General features: G+C 27.3%; 14 protein-coding genes and 1 other RNA gene. 2 read left to right on the top strand and 13 right to left on the bottom strand.

Annotated elements, in window-relative coordinates:
• Positions 1-4: 4 nt before the first annotated feature.
• The 4 genes from HMPREF3045_RS00370 to HMPREF3045_RS00355 are packed head-to-tail and all read right to left on the bottom strand — an operon-like array spanning position 5 to position 5,947.
• Positions 5-2,254 (bottom strand): glycogen/starch/alpha-glucan phosphorylase, encoded by a 2,250-nt coding sequence (locus tag HMPREF3045_RS00370; RefSeq protein ID WP_070736695.1) that lies wholly within the window; start codon positions 2,252-2,254, stop codon positions 5-7.
• Between the two features lies 1 nt (position 2,255).
• Positions 2,256-3,686 (bottom strand): glycogen synthase GlgA, encoded by a 1,431-nt coding sequence (gene glgA, locus HMPREF3045_RS00365; protein ID WP_070736694.1) that lies wholly within the window; start codon positions 3,684-3,686, stop codon positions 2,256-2,258.
• A gap of 10 nt (positions 3,687-3,696) precedes the next feature.
• Positions 3,697-4,812, bottom strand: a complete 1,116-nt coding sequence (gene glgD, locus HMPREF3045_RS00360; RefSeq protein ID WP_004838726.1) for a glucose-1-phosphate adenylyltransferase subunit GlgD — start codon at positions 4,810-4,812, stop codon at positions 3,697-3,699.
• A gap of 1 nt (position 4,813) precedes the next feature.
• Positions 4,814-5,947, bottom strand: a complete 1,134-nt coding sequence (locus HMPREF3045_RS00355) for a glucose-1-phosphate adenylyltransferase (RefSeq protein WP_070736693.1) — start codon at positions 5,945-5,947, stop codon at positions 4,814-4,816.
• 154 nt (positions 5,948-6,101) lie between these two features.
• Here HMPREF3045_RS00355 and ssrA point away from each other — a divergent pair.
• Positions 6,102-6,458: a transfer-messenger RNA gene (ssrA, locus tag HMPREF3045_RS00350) on the top strand.
• 360 nt (positions 6,459-6,818) lie between these two features.
• Here ssrA and HMPREF3045_RS00345 read toward each other — a convergent pair.
• From HMPREF3045_RS00345 to HMPREF3045_RS00320, 6 genes are all read right to left on the bottom strand, one after another.
• Positions 6,819-7,085 (bottom strand): Txe/YoeB family addiction module toxin, encoded by a 267-nt coding sequence (locus tag HMPREF3045_RS00345; protein ID WP_070736692.1) that lies wholly within the window; start codon positions 7,083-7,085, stop codon positions 6,819-6,821.
• Complete coding sequence (locus tag HMPREF3045_RS00340; RefSeq protein WP_070736691.1) at positions 7,075-7,335, bottom strand: type II toxin-antitoxin system RelB/DinJ family antitoxin; 261 nt, start codon at positions 7,333-7,335, stop codon at positions 7,075-7,077. Before HMPREF3045_RS00340 ends, HMPREF3045_RS00345 begins: the two co-directional genes overlap by 11 nt.
• Before the next feature lie 155 nt (positions 7,336-7,490).
• Positions 7,491-8,891 carry a beta-Ala-His dipeptidase gene (gene pepD / locus HMPREF3045_RS00335; RefSeq protein ID WP_070736690.1) on the bottom strand — a complete coding sequence of 467 codons (1,401 nt, stop codon included), beginning with the start codon at positions 8,889-8,891 and terminating at the stop codon, positions 7,491-7,493.
• Positions 8,891-10,102, bottom strand: coding sequence for a peptidase T (gene pepT / locus HMPREF3045_RS00330; protein ID WP_070736689.1), 1,212 nt, complete (start codon positions 10,100-10,102; stop codon positions 8,891-8,893). The genes pepD and pepT overlap by 1 nt, the downstream gene beginning before the upstream one ends.
• 13 nt (positions 10,103-10,115) lie before the next feature.
• Positions 10,116-11,633: a YfcC family protein gene (locus HMPREF3045_RS00325; RefSeq protein ID WP_070736688.1), complete on the bottom strand. Its 1,518-nt coding sequence runs from the start codon at positions 11,631-11,633 to the stop codon at positions 10,116-10,118.
• A 274-nt stretch (positions 11,634-11,907) separates the two neighbouring features.
• Positions 11,908-13,194, bottom strand: coding sequence for a bifunctional folylpolyglutamate synthase/dihydrofolate synthase (locus HMPREF3045_RS00320; RefSeq protein WP_070736687.1), 1,287 nt, complete (start codon positions 13,192-13,194; stop codon positions 11,908-11,910).
• A gap of 87 nt (positions 13,195-13,281) precedes the next feature.
• Here HMPREF3045_RS00320 and HMPREF3045_RS00315 point away from each other — a divergent pair, with 87 nt between their 5' ends.
• Entirely contained in the window at positions 13,282-13,995 is a 714-nt protein-coding gene (locus HMPREF3045_RS00315) for a heparan-alpha-glucosaminide N-acetyltransferase domain-containing protein (RefSeq protein ID WP_070736686.1), read from the top strand.
• A 41-nt stretch (positions 13,996-14,036) separates the two neighbouring features.
• On the opposite strand, the gene HMPREF3045_RS00310 is transcribed toward HMPREF3045_RS00315, so the two are convergent.
• The 3 genes from HMPREF3045_RS00310 to rplJ form a co-directional block, all read right to left on the bottom strand.
• Positions 14,037-14,486 carry a Fur family transcriptional regulator gene (locus HMPREF3045_RS00310; protein WP_070736685.1) on the bottom strand — a complete coding sequence of 150 codons (450 nt, stop codon included), beginning with the start codon at positions 14,484-14,486 and terminating at the stop codon, positions 14,037-14,039.
• Between the two features lie 113 nt (positions 14,487-14,599).
• Positions 14,600-14,980, bottom strand: coding sequence for a 50S ribosomal protein L7/L12 (rplL, locus tag HMPREF3045_RS00305; RefSeq protein ID WP_019117746.1), 381 nt, complete (start codon positions 14,978-14,980; stop codon positions 14,600-14,602).
• A 39-nt stretch (positions 14,981-15,019) separates the two neighbouring features.
• Positions 15,020-15,568: a 50S ribosomal protein L10 gene (gene rplJ / locus HMPREF3045_RS00300; protein WP_004838716.1), complete on the bottom strand. Its 549-nt coding sequence runs from the start codon at positions 15,566-15,568 to the stop codon at positions 15,020-15,022.
• Positions 15,569-15,698: the final 130 nt, after the last annotated feature.

Raw genomic sequence — 15,698 nt, 5'->3', positions numbered from 1 at the left:
TTTCCTATTTCAATTTTTCAAAATTTTTATCAAGATTAAATTCATTCGCCCACAAAATATTATCAATTTCATTATCTATCCATTTTTTCTTATCTAGGTAATCCATGCCCATTTCAAGTCTTTTGTCCAATAGTTGTTTATGATCTTTAAAAATAAAAAATGAATCATTATATGAAATTAAATAATCATATATATTTTTAAAATTATAAGGCAAATCACTATAATCTTCATTGATTAAGTTATCAATCGTTGTTTTGATTATATCATTTTTATAATAGAATTCGCGAGCATTATATGAATTTTCATCTTTAATTTTTTCAATTTTTTTGTAGTCATCTGCAAAAGTATAAATTTTATTTTCTTTTTGAATATTTGTAAGTATTCCACCCTTTGTTGAAATAACATTTGAAAAATTAAAAATAGCATTTAGCATGTGAAAACTTTGATTATCGTATAAAGGAAGAGTTAAATTGCTGTAAATATCACAAGCAGGATAAATCTTTCTAAGTTTTTCAACATTTAAATCTTCAATAAAAATTATTTTTAATTTTTCTTTGATTAGCTTGTCCTTATCCAACATATATTTTAATGCCAAAATAAATTTTATTATCTCTTTTGCCATAAAATATCCATCACTGGCTTTTCCAGAAAATATATAAGTTGTTGGTGGAATTAAAATATTTGAATTATCTTTCAACTTATAATACATACTTGCTATACATATTGCACTAAGAAGTTGTCTTTTTGCCTCATGAAACATAGTAAGTTGCATATCAAATATAGAATATGGATTTATAGGCTCAGTTTCATTTATTTTAAAATAATCAATTAATTGAAGTTTATTTTTGTATTTAACATCTTCAACTTCATCATAAAAATCCAAATTATTTTTTAATTTTTCCAATTTTTCTAGGCTATTTTCATCGCTAATATTAATATCATAATTTTCAAGCAACTTTTTTAAATTTTTATTGTTTGACTTTGCGTACAAATACCTATCAATCCCAAAATTTAAATGTGAAAAATTATCTGACTTATTCTTATAGTTTTCAACAATTGTTTTAGACAAATAAAAATATTTTTCAGCAAAAAAATAATTTAACCTATCATATTGCAATTGGTTATTTTCAATTATTGGTAAGTTGAAATTTATTTTTGCATAGTCATTTAATTTTATAACTATATCAAAAAAAGATTCATCAATTGATTTTATCATTGAAATATCATAGCTCTCCCTAGAATCTGGAGTAACCAAAAATCCAATATGATCGAAAACTTTTCTAGAAATATCTACACATTCTCCAATTTCTAAATTATAACCTTGGTGCAAACTTCTAATAAATTCTACTATTGCCAAGGAAGGATGTATGTCTGCAAGGACAATTTTGACCTTATTTTTAATATTTTTTATTTCAAAATTCCTTTTAAAATATCTCCTAAAAATATCTTGAATAGAAGATACACAATAAAAATATTCTTGTTTTAGCCTAAAAATTTTTCCTTCATAGGTCGAATTGTCTAGGTACAAAAATTGAGTAAGAGAATTGTTATTTATATAATCGTCGTAAGCACTTTTTAAATCTCCACTTTTTAAATTTAAGTAATCTATTTTATTTATAGATTCAGATTTCCATAATCTTAGACTATTAACAAAATTATTTTCATTATTAAAAATTGGCATATCATAAGCAACAGATTTGACTTCTTTATCTTGAATATTTAAAATATAAGAGAAATCTTTTTTATGTTCCCATTTATTTCCCCTATATAACCACTCGTTAGGATTTACAAATTGCTTACCTTCTCTTATTTCCTGTTTCATCCCTCCGCTTTCATATCTTAAATCATAGGCCATTGATTTTATTTTATTTTTACTTAATTCTTTCATCAAATACCAAGAGCCAATACCTATATCGCTATTTCCAAGACTTGCTTCTTTTTCATAATTAACTAAATCTTCCATAGAAATATTTAAACTATCCAGACACTTATTAACTTCATCAGTATAGTCTAAGGATTCAATAGCGCTTTCAATAAATTTTCCTGGATTATATTCAAATGATAATAGGTAAACTTCTTTATTTTTAAAATATTTTTTTGACTTTGTCCAATTTTTTCCTATATCTTGCATCAAAGCTTTTACAAGCCCATCATAAATTTCACTTAATCTCGCATCATCTGTCTCTTTAGCATAAAAAGAATACAAAAAATTTTGTATTCTTTTTAAGATAAAATTATTATTATTTTTTTCCATTCTAAGCCTTAATATCTTCGTATAATTTTATATATTTTTTAGAAGATTCTTCCCAATCATTTTTCTCTTTCATTGCATTAACTACAAGTTTATCAAAAGCCTCTCTATTATTTTTGTATAAATCAATTGCATTTTTGCTTGCAAAAAGTAATTCGTGAGCATTTATATTTTCAAATGAGAATCCACTTCCTTCTCCAGTATACTTATTGTAAGGTTTTACTGTATCTTTTAAACCACCAGCTTCTCTCACAATTGGTAAAGACCCATATCTCATAGCGATTAATTGGCTAATTCCACAAGGCTCTGATATTGATGGCATCATATATAAATCGCTAGCTGCATATAATTTATGACTTTCTTTTCCATCATAATAAATTCTTGCAGCAACCTTGTCAGGATATTTCCACTCAAAATACTTAAACATTTCTTCGTAAGTATAATCTCCTGTACCCAGTACAACCAATTGAATATCTTCTTGTAATAATTCATCCAATATATATCTTACAAGATCAAATCCTTTCATTGATGTAAGCCTTGAACAAATTGCTATCATTGGCACATCTTTATTAACTGGAAGTCCATATTCTTCTTGTAATTTCATCTTATTTTCTATTTTATTTTCCAAAGATTTTACATCATAATTTTTGAAAATATTTTTATCGGTTTTTGGATTCCACAAATCATAATCTATTCCATTTACAATTCCTGAAAGTTTATTTTGATATTCTCTAATTATTCCATCAAGACCTTCCCCATAAAATGGATATTTGATTTCTTGGGCATAATTTTCACTTACAGTATTAAAAGCTGTTGAATGAACAATTCCGCCTTTCATAAAATTAATGGCATCAAAATATTTTAAATCATGTTCATTGAAATAATAACCATCAAGACCTGTTAAAGTTAAATATCCTGAGTCAAAAACTCCTTGATATTTTAAATTATGAATAGTAAATAAAGTTCTTATATCATCAAAATAGTGATCGCCTTTTCTAAAATCATTCACATAAATATTTACCAAAGCTGTGTGCCAATCATTAGCATGAATTATATCTGGTTTAAAATCAATTTCTTTTCCTAATAAGGTAGCAGCTTTTGAGAAAAATATAAATCTTTCAGCATCATCGTCATAGCCGTATGCGTTTGGTCTGTCAAAATATTCAAGATTATCTATAAAATAAAATGTAACACCTTCCCATTTTAGGCTAAAAATTCCAGCGTATTGATGTTTCCAATCAAGATCTACATAAAAATCTTTTATTTTTTTCATCTTTTTTCTATAAATATCATCAATACTTGAATACAAAGGCATAACAACTCTTATATCGATACCTTTTTTTGCAAGTTCTTTTGGCAAAGAACCTGCTACATCTGCAAGACCTCCTGTTTTTATAAAAGGATCAGCTTCACTTGTTAAAAATAATACTTTCATCTTACACCCCTTAGTTAATGTGTTCTCCCTTATCTGTTAAGTAAGGATGGGTTCTGTTTCCAAATAATTTAACATCTTCAAAAACTTTTGTGTCTTTATCAGTTATTACGTGATTTAAAATTGCACCTTCGCCTATCTCAGAATTTTGGAAAATAATTGAATTTTTGATCACTGCACCTTTTTTAACTGTAACTCCTCTAAAAATAATAGAATTTTCAATTTCTCCTTCAATTATAGCTCCATTTGCTACCAAAGAATTTCTTACTTTAGAACCTTTTAAATATTCAGTTGAAGGCTCGTCTTTGCTTTTTGTATAAACCATTCCTTGTTCATAGAAAATTTCATCAAAAAAGTCCCTATCTAACAAATTAAAACTAGCTTCAAAGTATGTCAAAGTATCCATAATAACGCTCAAACTTTCTTTTGATTTATAAAGACCGATTGATTTTTTCTTTGGATATTTGAATAAAGCATCAAGTACATTTGTAGCATTATTTTTTTCAATTGAATATCTAAGAAGATCCATAAAAATATCTTTTTTAATCAATATTGAACCTGTAAATAAATTTATTTCTTCTTCAAGTCCAAGATTAATTCCAACACTAACTGGATTTTCATTTTCGTCAGTATTAATAATTCTTCTATTCAAATAATATCCATACTCATCATTCTTTTTTTGAGTAAAAATTAAAGCATCCAAATTTTCATCTTGCATTTTTTCATAAGCATCTGAAATATTTACCTTAGAAATATACATTGGATTTGTAATATAAACATACTCACGTTTATTTCTCATAAAATGTTTCATCGTGTTGTAGTAGGTTTCTATTTCATTAGCAAGTCTTGACCTTAAATATACTGGCGGATTAATCATCAAACCACCGCTTCTTCTATTTAATTCCCAATTTCTTCCATCTCCTACATGATCAAGAGTTGATCTTAGAGGTTCTCCACCATATAAAATAACACTTGATATATTGTGATTTGTTATATTAGATAAAGTAAAATCTATAACCCTATACCTACAACCAAAAGGTAGCATATAATCAGGTCTATATTTACAAAGTGTATCATAATTTTTTTCATCAAATTCTGAACTATAAATTAAAGCAAGTATATTTTGCATCTTATTCCTCCTCTATCCCATCTTCACTTACAAGATAAACTGATGTAGAATTTTTATCTCCAATATTTTCACTGATTTCCATATTTTCAGTAATTACAGAATTATATACTTTTACACCTTCTTTTATAGTAACCCCTGATAATATTACACAATTATTTACACAAGCATTTTTTTCAATTTTTACATTTGAAAACAATACAGAATTATTAACCTCTCCATCTATAATACATCCTTCATTTATTAGCGCATCATTTAATACACCATTTTTACCAACTCTATGAGGAGGCAAATTTAATGCAGTTGTATATATTTTCCAAGAATCATCTTGAATATTTAGAGGATTTTCAGGATCAATTAAATCAAGATTAGCTTGCCAATAAGATTTTACAGTTCCTACATCCTTCCAATATCCATCAAATTTATAAACAAATAAATCTCTATTATTATCTAATAAGTAAGGAATAATATCATGACCAAAATCATTTGTAGATTCAGAATTATTATGATCTTCAATCAAAGCCTGTCTTAAAACTTTCCAATTAAAAATATAAATTCCCATTGAGGCAAGATTTGATTTAGGATTTTCAGGTTTTTCTTCAAATTCTACAATTCTTCCCTCATCATCAGTATTCATAATACCAAATCTAGATGCCTCATCCCAATCAACTTCCATAACTGCAATAGTCGCATCAGCACCTTTTTGCATATGTTCAGAAAGAAGTTTTGTATAATCCATTTTGTAAATATGATCTCCAGATAAAATCAAAACATATTCTGGGTCAATACTATCAAGATAATTAATATTTACAAAAATTGCTCCAGCAGTACCTTCAAACCATCTTCCACCTTCTTCTGTGTAGTAAGGAGTTAAAATTCTTAAACCACCAAAATTTCTATCATAATCCCATGCAGCACCAATACCCAAGTGCTTATTTAATAATTGAGGTTTATATTGAGTTAAAACACCAATATCTCTAATTTCTGAATTAGTTGCATTTGACAAAGCAAAATCTATAATTTTATATTTTCCACCAAAAGGAACTACAGGTTTTGCCATTTCTTTAGTAAGAGCCTTTAATCTAGATCCTTGACCACCAGCAAGAAGCATAGCTGCAATTTTATTATTATTTCTCATAAATCCTCCTATTACTTCATGATTAAAAAAATCTGAATGACTTAATATAATAATACCCAAAAAATAATAATTTAATTTACTATAAATAATTTTATAAAAAATTAAGATTTTGACATAAAAATAAATTTTAGTATAATATTTATATTGATTAAATGGGGATGTTTTGGTTTCGACGTGCTTGTTAAGATTTAAGTTGCAAGTCGTTTATCAATTCGTAAAATTGAAAATTAAATATAAATGCAAACAATAATAGCGAAAGACAATTCGCATTAGCTGCCTAATTTAGGCAAGCAGCAAATAAAAATTAAGCCACAGTAGTTTTTATTTGTTTCATAATTTTATGTGGCAACTAATATACAAAGCTTTGAGTATATTTAGTATCTATGAAGCTAGTCTAGTAAGTTATTTGTAAGTAGATAAGTGCTAGATGAAAATTAAATACTTACTAAACTTGTAGATGCTTTTATTAAGACTTGTGCGGACACGGGTTCAAATCCCGTCATCTCCACCATACATATTATAAGCCTTGATTTTTCAAAGCTTTTTGTAATAACAAACCAATAGAGAAAATCAAAAATTTTTTACAATTATAACAATTCTTTATCTCTTAATTTTATTTAACATATTGTTGCAGTATATTAACAATAGAGGCTTTTCTACCTTCCGCATTTGTGGAGGGCCAGTAAAAGCCTCTATTTTACTATTATAACACTTGAATATTTTTATATTACCATCTAATATTTGATATAATTTTTATGCTAATTTATATTAGATTTTATAAATTATCAAATTACCATTTCTACTTTCCTAAATTATCATTATCAAAATAAAAAAATCGTGAGTAAAATTTTAATACTCACGATAATTAAAATTATTTATAATGACCCTTACATTGTAAAATTACAAGGCTATCATCATCTATAAAATATACAAGTCTATGCTCTTTATCTATTCTCCTACTCCATAACCCTTTTAAATTTTCTTTTAAGGGTTCTGGTTTTCCTATTCCCTCAAATGGATTTCTTTTTATATCTTTGATTAGTTGATTAATTCTTTTAAAGTTATTTTTATCTGCTTTTTGCCAATATAGATAATCATTCCATGCGTCAAAATCCCATTTCAAACTTCTAATTCTCATCTTCAATTATCTCATTTTCAATAAGTTTCATATTTCCTTTTTTATACTCGCTAAATTTTTCTTCAAGATATTCAATATTTTTTTTACTATAAAATGGATCTACTGAAACATCAAAAGGGATTCTGTATTCTCTGCCTAATTTTTTCAAATAAATATTTATAGCACTTGATAAAGAAATTCCTATATCATTGCATACTAATTCTGCTTGTTTTTTTACTTCATCATCTACTCTTAAATTTATTTGTGCCATATTATCACCTCTTGATTTTATTATAGCATTATTCTATTATTTGTAAATATATATTATATAATAATCTTTGTTTTCTAAGAGATAATAAAAAAGATGATGTGTAAAATAGTTTTATCTATTTCAAACATCATCTTTTAAAATTATTTTTTACTAGCTTATTTGATTTCTTTTAGTAATTCTTTTAAATATGCATACACTCTTTGTACTGATTCTATTTCAACTTTTTCTTCTGGAGAGTGAGCTCCTGTTATGTTTGGTCCTATTGAAATTATATCTAGATTTGGATATTTTTCATAAAATGCTCCGCATTCTAGTCCAGCGTGTATTACTATCGTATCAAATTCTTTTCCTTCAAATTCTTTATATACTTTTTGAGCTAGTGGTCTAAGTTTTGAATCTTCTTTGTATTCCCAGCCTGGATATATTGAATCAATTCTATAATTAATTCCTAAATCTTCTATAACTGTCCTGATTTTTTTGGATAATTCTTCTAGTGCATCATTATCTGAAGATCTTAAAGAAATTTCACTTTTAATAAATCCGTCTTCTTCTTTTATTAGGGCTAAATTATCTGAGGATTCTACTGTTTCTCCATCTTTCATCATAGTATTTGTTCCACAAGCTACATTTGCTATCATTTTTATTATTTTTTCTGATAATTCTTTTGAGTAACTTTTTCCGCTTGCTTCATTAATTTCTATTTTTAATTTGCCTTTTACATCTTTAAATTTATCTAGAGTATTTTTCTTAGCTTCTTCTAATTCTTCTAATTTTACTCCATAAACTTTCACGCTTCCTGATGATGGAATTATATTATCAAGACTTCCACTTGTAAATTCTCCTATTGTTATATCTGAATTTAAATTATCTAAAATGGATGCAAATACTTTTAGAGCATTTCCTCTATTATCATTTATATCCATTCCCGAATGTCCACCTAGTAAGCCTGAAACTTTTATTTCATAACCATCTTTTTGTTCTTCTTGTCCAATTTTTTCTTCTACAAAAATTGTAATTCCTCCAGCAGAACCAACTGTTAAAACTCCTTCTTCTTCTGAGTCTATATTTATTAAATATTCTCCTTCAAGTACATCTCTTGCCAAGTTCAAAGCTCCTGCCATTGAAGTTTCTTCTTCTGTAGTAACTAATAATTCAATTTGTGGTCCAACATAATTTTCATCTTCAAGCAAAGCTAATCCCATAGCAACAGCAATTCCATTATCTGCTCCTAAAGTTGTATCTTTTGCAGTTAAATATTTTCCATCAATTACTGGAATTATTGAATCTTTTAGGAAATCATGGTTTGAATCTTCTGTTTTTGATGCAACCATATCCATGTGACCTTGCAAGATTACTTTTGGTGCATTTTCATATCCTTTAGATGCTTTTCTTTTCAAAATTACATTTAAACTTTCATCTTGATATGTTTCAAGATTTAATTCTTTTCCTGTTTTTACTAAAAAATCAGAAACTTTTTTTTCGTGAAAGCTTGGTCTTGGAATTTCCATTAATTTTGAAAAATAATAAAAAACTCTTTCTGGTTGTAATTTTTCCATTATTTACTCTCCTTAGCATTTAACTCTACAATATTTTTTAGAACTTCGAGTGATTTTTCCATTATATCTACTGATAAAATTTCATATCTACCGTGGAAATTGTATCCTCCTGTAAAAAGATTAGGTGTTGGGAGTCCTTTGTATGAAAGACTTGCTCCATCTGTTCCACCTCTTACAGGTTTTACAATTGGATCCATGCCTGCTTTTTTGATTGATTCTTTGGCAAGCTCAACTATTTCTATACATGGCTCGATTTTTTCTTTCATATTGTAATAAGAATCTTCTATTTTTAAATCTATTATATCATCATATTTTTTATTTAGGAAATTTACTATTTCTTCTAATAATTTTTTCTTTTCATTAAATGAGTCTGTGAAAAAATCCCTTATTATATAAACAATATCAACTTCAGCAGATGTTCCATAAATTTCATCTAGCATAAAAAATCCTTCATATCCTTCTGAATATTCTGGTCTTTCATTTACTGGAAGCATTGAATTTAATTCTTGGCCTACTAGAAGAGCATTTATCAAAACATTTTTTGCAGCTCCTGGGTGAACTGATTTTCCTTCTATATGAATTTTTGCTGTTGCTGCATTGAAATTTTCATATTCTAATTCTGCAACAGGTCCCCCATCAATTGTATAGGCAAAATCAGCTCCAAATTTTTCTACATCAAATAGATCTGCTCCCCTACCAATTTCTTCATCAGGTGTAAATCCTATTTTTATATCCCCGAATTTTAAATCTCTATTTTCCATGAAATATTTTGCTATTTCCATAATTATAGCGATACCAGCCTTGTCATCTGCTCCAAGCAAGGTTGTTCCATCGGTTGTAACTAATTTATGTCCTACTAATTCTTTTAAAAATGGATATTCTTCTTCGCTTAATTTATATTTTTCATTTAGAATTATATCTCCACCTTTGTATGAATCAATAATTTGAGGATTAACATTCTTGCCTGTTAATTCCAAAGCTGTATCCATGTGAGAAATGAAACCAATTGTAGGAACATTTTTTACTGTTCCTTCAATTGATGCATAAACATATCCATTTTCATCTACGTGAGCATTTTCAATTCCTATTTCTTTTAAATCCTCAACGATAACTTTTGCAAGTTTCATTTGTCCTGGTGATGATGGACATGATTCGTTTTTGTCATCACTTTGAGTATCATATTTAACATATTTTAAAAATTTGTCTAACATAGATTCTCCATTTCTAAATTACAGTTTGTATTCCCAACATAACTATGGCTAATACTAACAATATTCCCATTAATGGTGCAATAAATTTAATCCATTTATTATATGAAACATCTACCATTTCTAGAGTTGCCAAAATTAAACCTGTTGGAGCTATTATTGCCATCCAACCTTGTCCAAAATTGTATGCTGATACCACAACATCTCTTCCAAGAGAAACTGTATCTGCAAGTGGAGCAATAATTGGCATTGACAAAGTAGCAAGCCCTGATGATGAAGGAATAAAAATTCCCAAGAATGAGAATAAAATCATTTGTACTGATGAGAATAATACTCCATTTATTCCGCTAATAATATTAGATGCTCCATAAAGCATTGTATCTGAAATCATTCCATCATCTAAAATTATATTAATTCCCCTAGCTACTCCTATGATTAAGGCAACTGATACTAGATCTGCTGCTCCATCTAAGAATGATCCAACTGCTTCTTGTTCTTCTAAACCTGATAGAATAATCAATAAAATTCCAACTATCAAGAACAAGGTTGACATTTCTTCAAACCACCATTCTAAATTCATAACACCATAAATCATTATAGGAAATGCTAGCATAAATACAACAAGCATTGCAATTCTTCTAAAATTAAATGGTGCTACATTATCTGGATCATAATCTTTTAGATATTGATCTTTAATTCTAGGCATATCTTCTGCAATTATAGAATTTGATGGATCTTTTTTAACTTTTTTAGAATATCTATAGATATACCAAAGAGAAATAGCTTGAGCTAAAACCAAGCTTATAATTCTTACTCCCATTCCTTCTTTAAAAGAAATTCCAGCAGCATTTGATGCAACTACAACTGAGAAAGCATTTGTTGTTGAAAACATTGTTCCTATTGATGAGCCCATATAAATTGCAGCAATTGTTACCATAGCATCAAATCCTGATGCTAAAAATATTGGCATTAAAATAGGATAAAAGGCAATTGTTTCTTCTGCCATTCCAAAAGTTGTTCCACCAAGAGCAACAATACTTGATAAAATTGCAACCATCAAAAATTCTTTTCCCTTTGTTAATTTTGACAAAGCAGCAATTCCCGCATCAAAAGTACCTGTCTTATTTAAAACTCCAATACAACCACCAAGTAGCAATACAAAAACAATAATTCCTATAGAATCAGCTACACCATCTATTGGTGCTCTAGCTACCTTTAGAAAACCTTGTGGTTGTTGATCAAGCTTGTGGTAAGATCCTGGTATAGCTACAGGCTTTTTAATATCTTCCTTTACAAAACTTTTTAATGGAACAGTTATCTTTAACTTATCCAAAACATCTTGAGTTGCAGGAAGTTTTTCTTCCTCTCCATCAACTCCACTTCTTATGAATACATTTTCTTCCTTATTATATTCTAACCTATCATAAGAACCTGCTGGTACTAGGTAAGTTAAAATAGAAGCTAATACTAAAACTATAAATAGTACAGTAAAAGCTGAAGGAAACTTAAATTTCTTTTTCTTTTTTTCACTCATAATTATACCTCCAATTCAAACCATACAGGTTTTAACTAAGATTGTCAATAATATTGTAATGTTAATCAATCAATCTAAAAGATTGAATCATATTTGTGATTTAATTGAAATTATTATATTTTTTCACTTAATTTTATCTAACTTTCATATTTATTTATTGTAATCAATAAATATTAAATCATTTATTTGTTTTTAGATAAATCTTTTTTTGTAATAATAAAAAATACCAGATTTAAAATTTTAAAATCTGGTATTTCTTATAAATATAATAATTTTATATATCTTTATTCATTTTTTCATATTTAATTATTTCTCCAATCAAATAAAGAGATCCACACCATAAAACCAAATCATTTTCTTTAGCTATTTGTTTTGAATATTCGTAAGCATTTTTTATATCATCTATTGCCTTAACATTTGTAAATTTTTCTCTAACAATTTTTTCCAATTCGCCTAAATCAAATGCTCTTGGATTATCAACTTTTGTTATAACAATTTCATCTGCTATTGACGACAAATTTTCTATAATATACTTATAATCTTTATCTTTTAAAACAGAAAAACCTACTATAAGCCTATTATATTTAAAGATTCTTAAAGATTTAATTAAAGCATCTATAGATTCTTTATTATGACTTCCATCTATTAAAACCCTTGGGTTTTTGGAAATAAGCTCCATCCTTCCCGAATTTTTACTTTCAAATATCCCCTCTTTAATAATATTCTCATCCAAGAAAAATTCCTCTTTAAAATAATCCAAAAAATTTATAGCATTGCAAGCATTAAAAATTTGAACCTTTCCTATTAAAGAAGTTTTTATATTTTTATAATTTCTAAAATCAAATTCATTGTAGTTATAATTTTGAGTTTTTATTTTTATATCATCAAAATCAAATTTATAAATCCTAGATTTTTTTTCATTCGCTTCTTTTAAAATGACATCAAGTGCTTCTTTAACTTGAGGGTAAATAAATACAGGCACATTTTCTTTAATAATTCCCGCCTTATTCCAAGCAATTTCTTCAATAGTATTACCCAAAATATTTGTATGGTCCATTGATATTGTTGTAATAATTGAAGCAAGAGGTTTTTGTACAATATTTGTAGAATCCAATCTTCCTCCCAAACCAGTTTCAACAACACATACATCAACTTTTTTATCATAAAAATACTTATACATAAGAGCCGTCATAACCTCAAAATAAGTATTTTTCAAATCTCTTTTATCCAATTTTTCACAAACAGGTTTAATTAAGTCAATATAGGAAAAAAATTCCTCATCACTAATTGCTTTTCCATTTATTTGCACTTCTTCATTTATTTCAACCATATAAGGAGAAGTAAACAAACCACACTTAGAAGTTTTTGCTAGAGTTTTTGCAATATAATTTGCAGTAGAACCCTTTCCATTTGTTCCTGCTATATGAATAACCTTTATTTTATCTTGAGGATTTTCAAGCTCATTTAGTAAAGCCTTTATAGCTGATAAATCTCTCCTTTTGCCAGCAGAATTTCCTCTTCCATAAATCCAATCCAAATAATAATCTTTATCTTTAATCATCTCTACCTCTTTCTTAACACAAATATTATATTATAATAAAAAATAAAGTAAAATAATAATAGACACTCTTATTTTAAAGGAAAGAAAATGAAAAGAAACTACACACTAGATAAGTACAGAGGCTTTACAATAATATCTATGGTATTATTTCATCTTTGTTATGATATAAACCTATACATAAGGCTTGACTGGTACAATAATATTTATATAAATAAAATTTGGCAATTATCCATAGCCATATCATTTTTCATAATTTCAGGAATCAGCTCAAATTTTCTTGATTGGAAAATGAATTTAAAACGTGGAATAATAATTTCAATCTTAGGAATTTTAACTACTTTAATAACATATTTTTTTGTACCCGACCAATTAATAATTTTTGGGGTACTAAACGGTCTTGGTCTATCAATGATACTAATATCTTTTTTACAAAAAAATATAAAAATAAACAAAAACCTACTGGTTATTTTTATTATCTTGTTTGCTATAACTTATAGCCTACCTAGCGGAAAATTTTTAAGTAAAAATATAGAGCTTTCTTTATATAATAAAAATTTATTTATTCTAGGATTTCCATCAAATAGCTTTCATTCAACGGATTATTTCCCAATTATTCCGTGGTTTTTTGCTTATATGAGCGGTTATATCATAGGAAAAATTTTAATAGAAAAAAATTTTTATAATCATTACGGCAAAAATTCTTTACTAGCAAAAATAGGTCAAAATTCCCTAAAAATTTACCTCTCCCACCAGATAATAATATATGCCCTTGTTTATTTTGTTTTTGAAATAATTAAATAACAAAAGAAGGCGATAAATAAAAAATAATTTATCGCCTTCTTTTATTTTTTACAATTAGGACAAATTCCTCTAATTGTTATATCTACACTATTTATTTTATAGCCTTCTAATTCTTCTAATTTTAGATTGTCGATGTCAACATTTAAATCCAGAATATTTCCACATTTTTCGCAAATAAAATGAGAATGATTTTTTTGATAAAAATCATATCTTTTTCTTGGTTGATTAAAATCTAATTCACTTACTATATTATTTTCAACAAATAAATTTAAAGTATTATAAACCGTTGCCTGAGATATAATAGGATCATAAGATTTTAAATTTTTATAAATATCATCAGCTGTTGGATGATTTCTATTATTCACAAGAAAATCTAGTATCATTAGCCTTTGATGACTAACTCTAATCCCATGTTTTTTTAGTATATGTTTTTCAATCTCAAATTTTTTATTTTGATCGACATTTTCAAGAGAATCAATAATTTCTTTCATATTCTCCTCTTTCCAAAATTAAAATCCTTCATTTTTAATATACATTATAAACTAATAAGTGTCAATCTTCGCAAAGAAAAAAAGGCTCAATTGAGCCTTTTTATAAATAGAAACTATGCTAATTCTACTTCTGCACCAGCTTCTTCTAATTTTGATTTTAATTCTTCAGCTTCGTCTTTAGCTACGCCTTCTTTAACTGGTTTTGGAGCTCCATCAACTAATGCTTTAGCATCTTTTAATCCAAGACCTGTAACTTCTTTAACTACTTTGATTACGTTAATTTTTGAAGCACCTGCTGATTTTAATACAACATCAAATTCTGATTTTTCTGCTGCACCTGCTTCAGCTGCTCCTGCTGCAGCTACTGGAGCTGCTGCTACTGTAGCTTGAGCTGTTACATCAAATTCTTCTTCTAATGCTTTTACTAATTCTGATAGTTCTAATACTGTAAGTTCTTTAATTTCTTCTAATAAGTTTGTTACTTTTTCTGACATTTTTAATCCTCCGATATTTTAATTTAAATTGTTATTATATTAAGCTGCTTCGTTTTCTTTTTTTTCTCTAACTGCATCAAGTGCATAAACAAGTTTTGCATTGATTTGTGATAAATCACCAGCAAGTTTTCTAATTGGTGCTTGTAATGTATTAACAAGCATTGAAGCAAGTTCTTGTTGTCCTGGTAATTTTGCAATTGCTAACATTTCGTCTGGAGTTTGATAATTTCCATCAACTACACCAGATTTAATTATAAGCTTATCTTTGTTTGCATCGTCTTTATCGATGTATTTCCTTGCTACTTTTGGTCCATCAACCATTTCTTCATTTGAAAAAATTAATGCGTTAGAACCTTTTAGCTCTTCTGTAAATTGGTCAAATCCTAGTTGTTGGAATGCAAATCTCATCATAGTATTTTTGTATACTTTGTATTCAGTATTTGCATCTCTAAAATTGTTACGTAAATCAGTAATTTCTTTTACATCCATTTTATCAAACTCTACAAGAGTAACTGATTTAGCATTTTCAATTTTTTTAACTATTTCATTAACAATTACTTGTTTTTGTTGTATAGCTTTTTCAGACATATTTCACCTCCTATGGCTTTTGGTAGGTATATAAAAATCCCCACAATTAGGCATAATTATTATGCCTACATCGGTGGGGATGTAGATTCTTATTCCCACCTATACGGAATAATTAAACTATTAAGTCTCC

The sequence above is a fragment of the Anaerococcus sp. HMSC075B03 genome (genome assembly GCF_001815585.1).
GTDB classification, from domain to species: domain Bacteria; phylum Bacillota; class Clostridia; order Tissierellales; family Peptoniphilaceae; genus Anaerococcus; species Anaerococcus vaginalis.
The sequence above is the reverse complement of the archived record's forward strand: the minus strand, read 5'-3'. Positions and strand labels throughout refer to the sequence as shown.

What these genes read in the sequence shown, in the direction of transcription:
- HMPREF3045_RS00370 (WP_070736695.1), bottom strand. Translation starts at nt 2,254, where the DNA reads ATGGAAAAAAATAATAATAATTTTATCTTAAAAAGAATACAAAATTTT.
- glgA (WP_070736694.1), bottom strand. Translation starts at nt 3,686, where the DNA reads ATGAAAGTATTATTTTTAACAAGTGAAGCTGATCCTTTTATAAAAACA.
- glgD (WP_004838726.1), bottom strand. Translation starts at nt 4,812, where the DNA reads ATGCAAAATATACTTGCTTTAATTTATAGTTCAGAATTTGATGAAAAA.
- HMPREF3045_RS00355 (WP_070736693.1), bottom strand. Translation starts at nt 5,947, where the DNA reads ATGAGAAATAATAATAAAATTGCAGCTATGCTTCTTGCTGGTGGTCAA.
- HMPREF3045_RS00345 (WP_070736692.1), bottom strand. Translation starts at nt 7,085, where the DNA reads ATGAGAATTAGAAGTTTGAAATGGGATTTTGACGCATGGAATGATTAT.
- HMPREF3045_RS00340 (WP_070736691.1), bottom strand. Translation starts at nt 7,335, where the DNA reads ATGGCACAAATAAATTTAAGAGTAGATGATGAAGTAAAAAAACAAGCA.
- pepD (WP_070736690.1), bottom strand. Translation starts at nt 8,891, where the DNA reads ATGGAAAAATTACAACCAGAAAGAGTTTTTTATTATTTTTCAAAATTA.
- pepT (WP_070736689.1), bottom strand. Translation starts at nt 10,102, where the DNA reads ATGTTAGACAAATTTTTAAAATATGTTAAATATGATACTCAAAGTGAT.
- HMPREF3045_RS00325 (WP_070736688.1), bottom strand. Translation starts at nt 11,633, where the DNA reads ATGAGTGAAAAAAAGAAAAAGAAATTTAAGTTTCCTTCAGCTTTTACT.
- HMPREF3045_RS00320 (WP_070736687.1), bottom strand. Translation starts at nt 13,194, where the DNA reads ATGATTAAAGATAAAGATTATTATTTGGATTGGATTTATGGAAGAGGA.
- HMPREF3045_RS00315 (WP_070736686.1), top strand. Translation starts at nt 13,282, where the DNA reads ATGAAAAGAAACTACACACTAGATAAGTACAGAGGCTTTACAATAATA.
- HMPREF3045_RS00310 (WP_070736685.1), bottom strand. Translation starts at nt 14,486, where the DNA reads ATGAAAGAAATTATTGATTCTCTTGAAAATGTCGATCAAAATAAAAAA.
- rplL (WP_019117746.1), bottom strand. Translation starts at nt 14,980, where the DNA reads ATGTCAGAAAAAGTAACAAACTTATTAGAAGAAATTAAAGAACTTACA.
- rplJ (WP_004838716.1), bottom strand. Translation starts at nt 15,568, where the DNA reads ATGTCTGAAAAAGCTATACAACAAAAACAAGTAATTGTTAATGAAATA.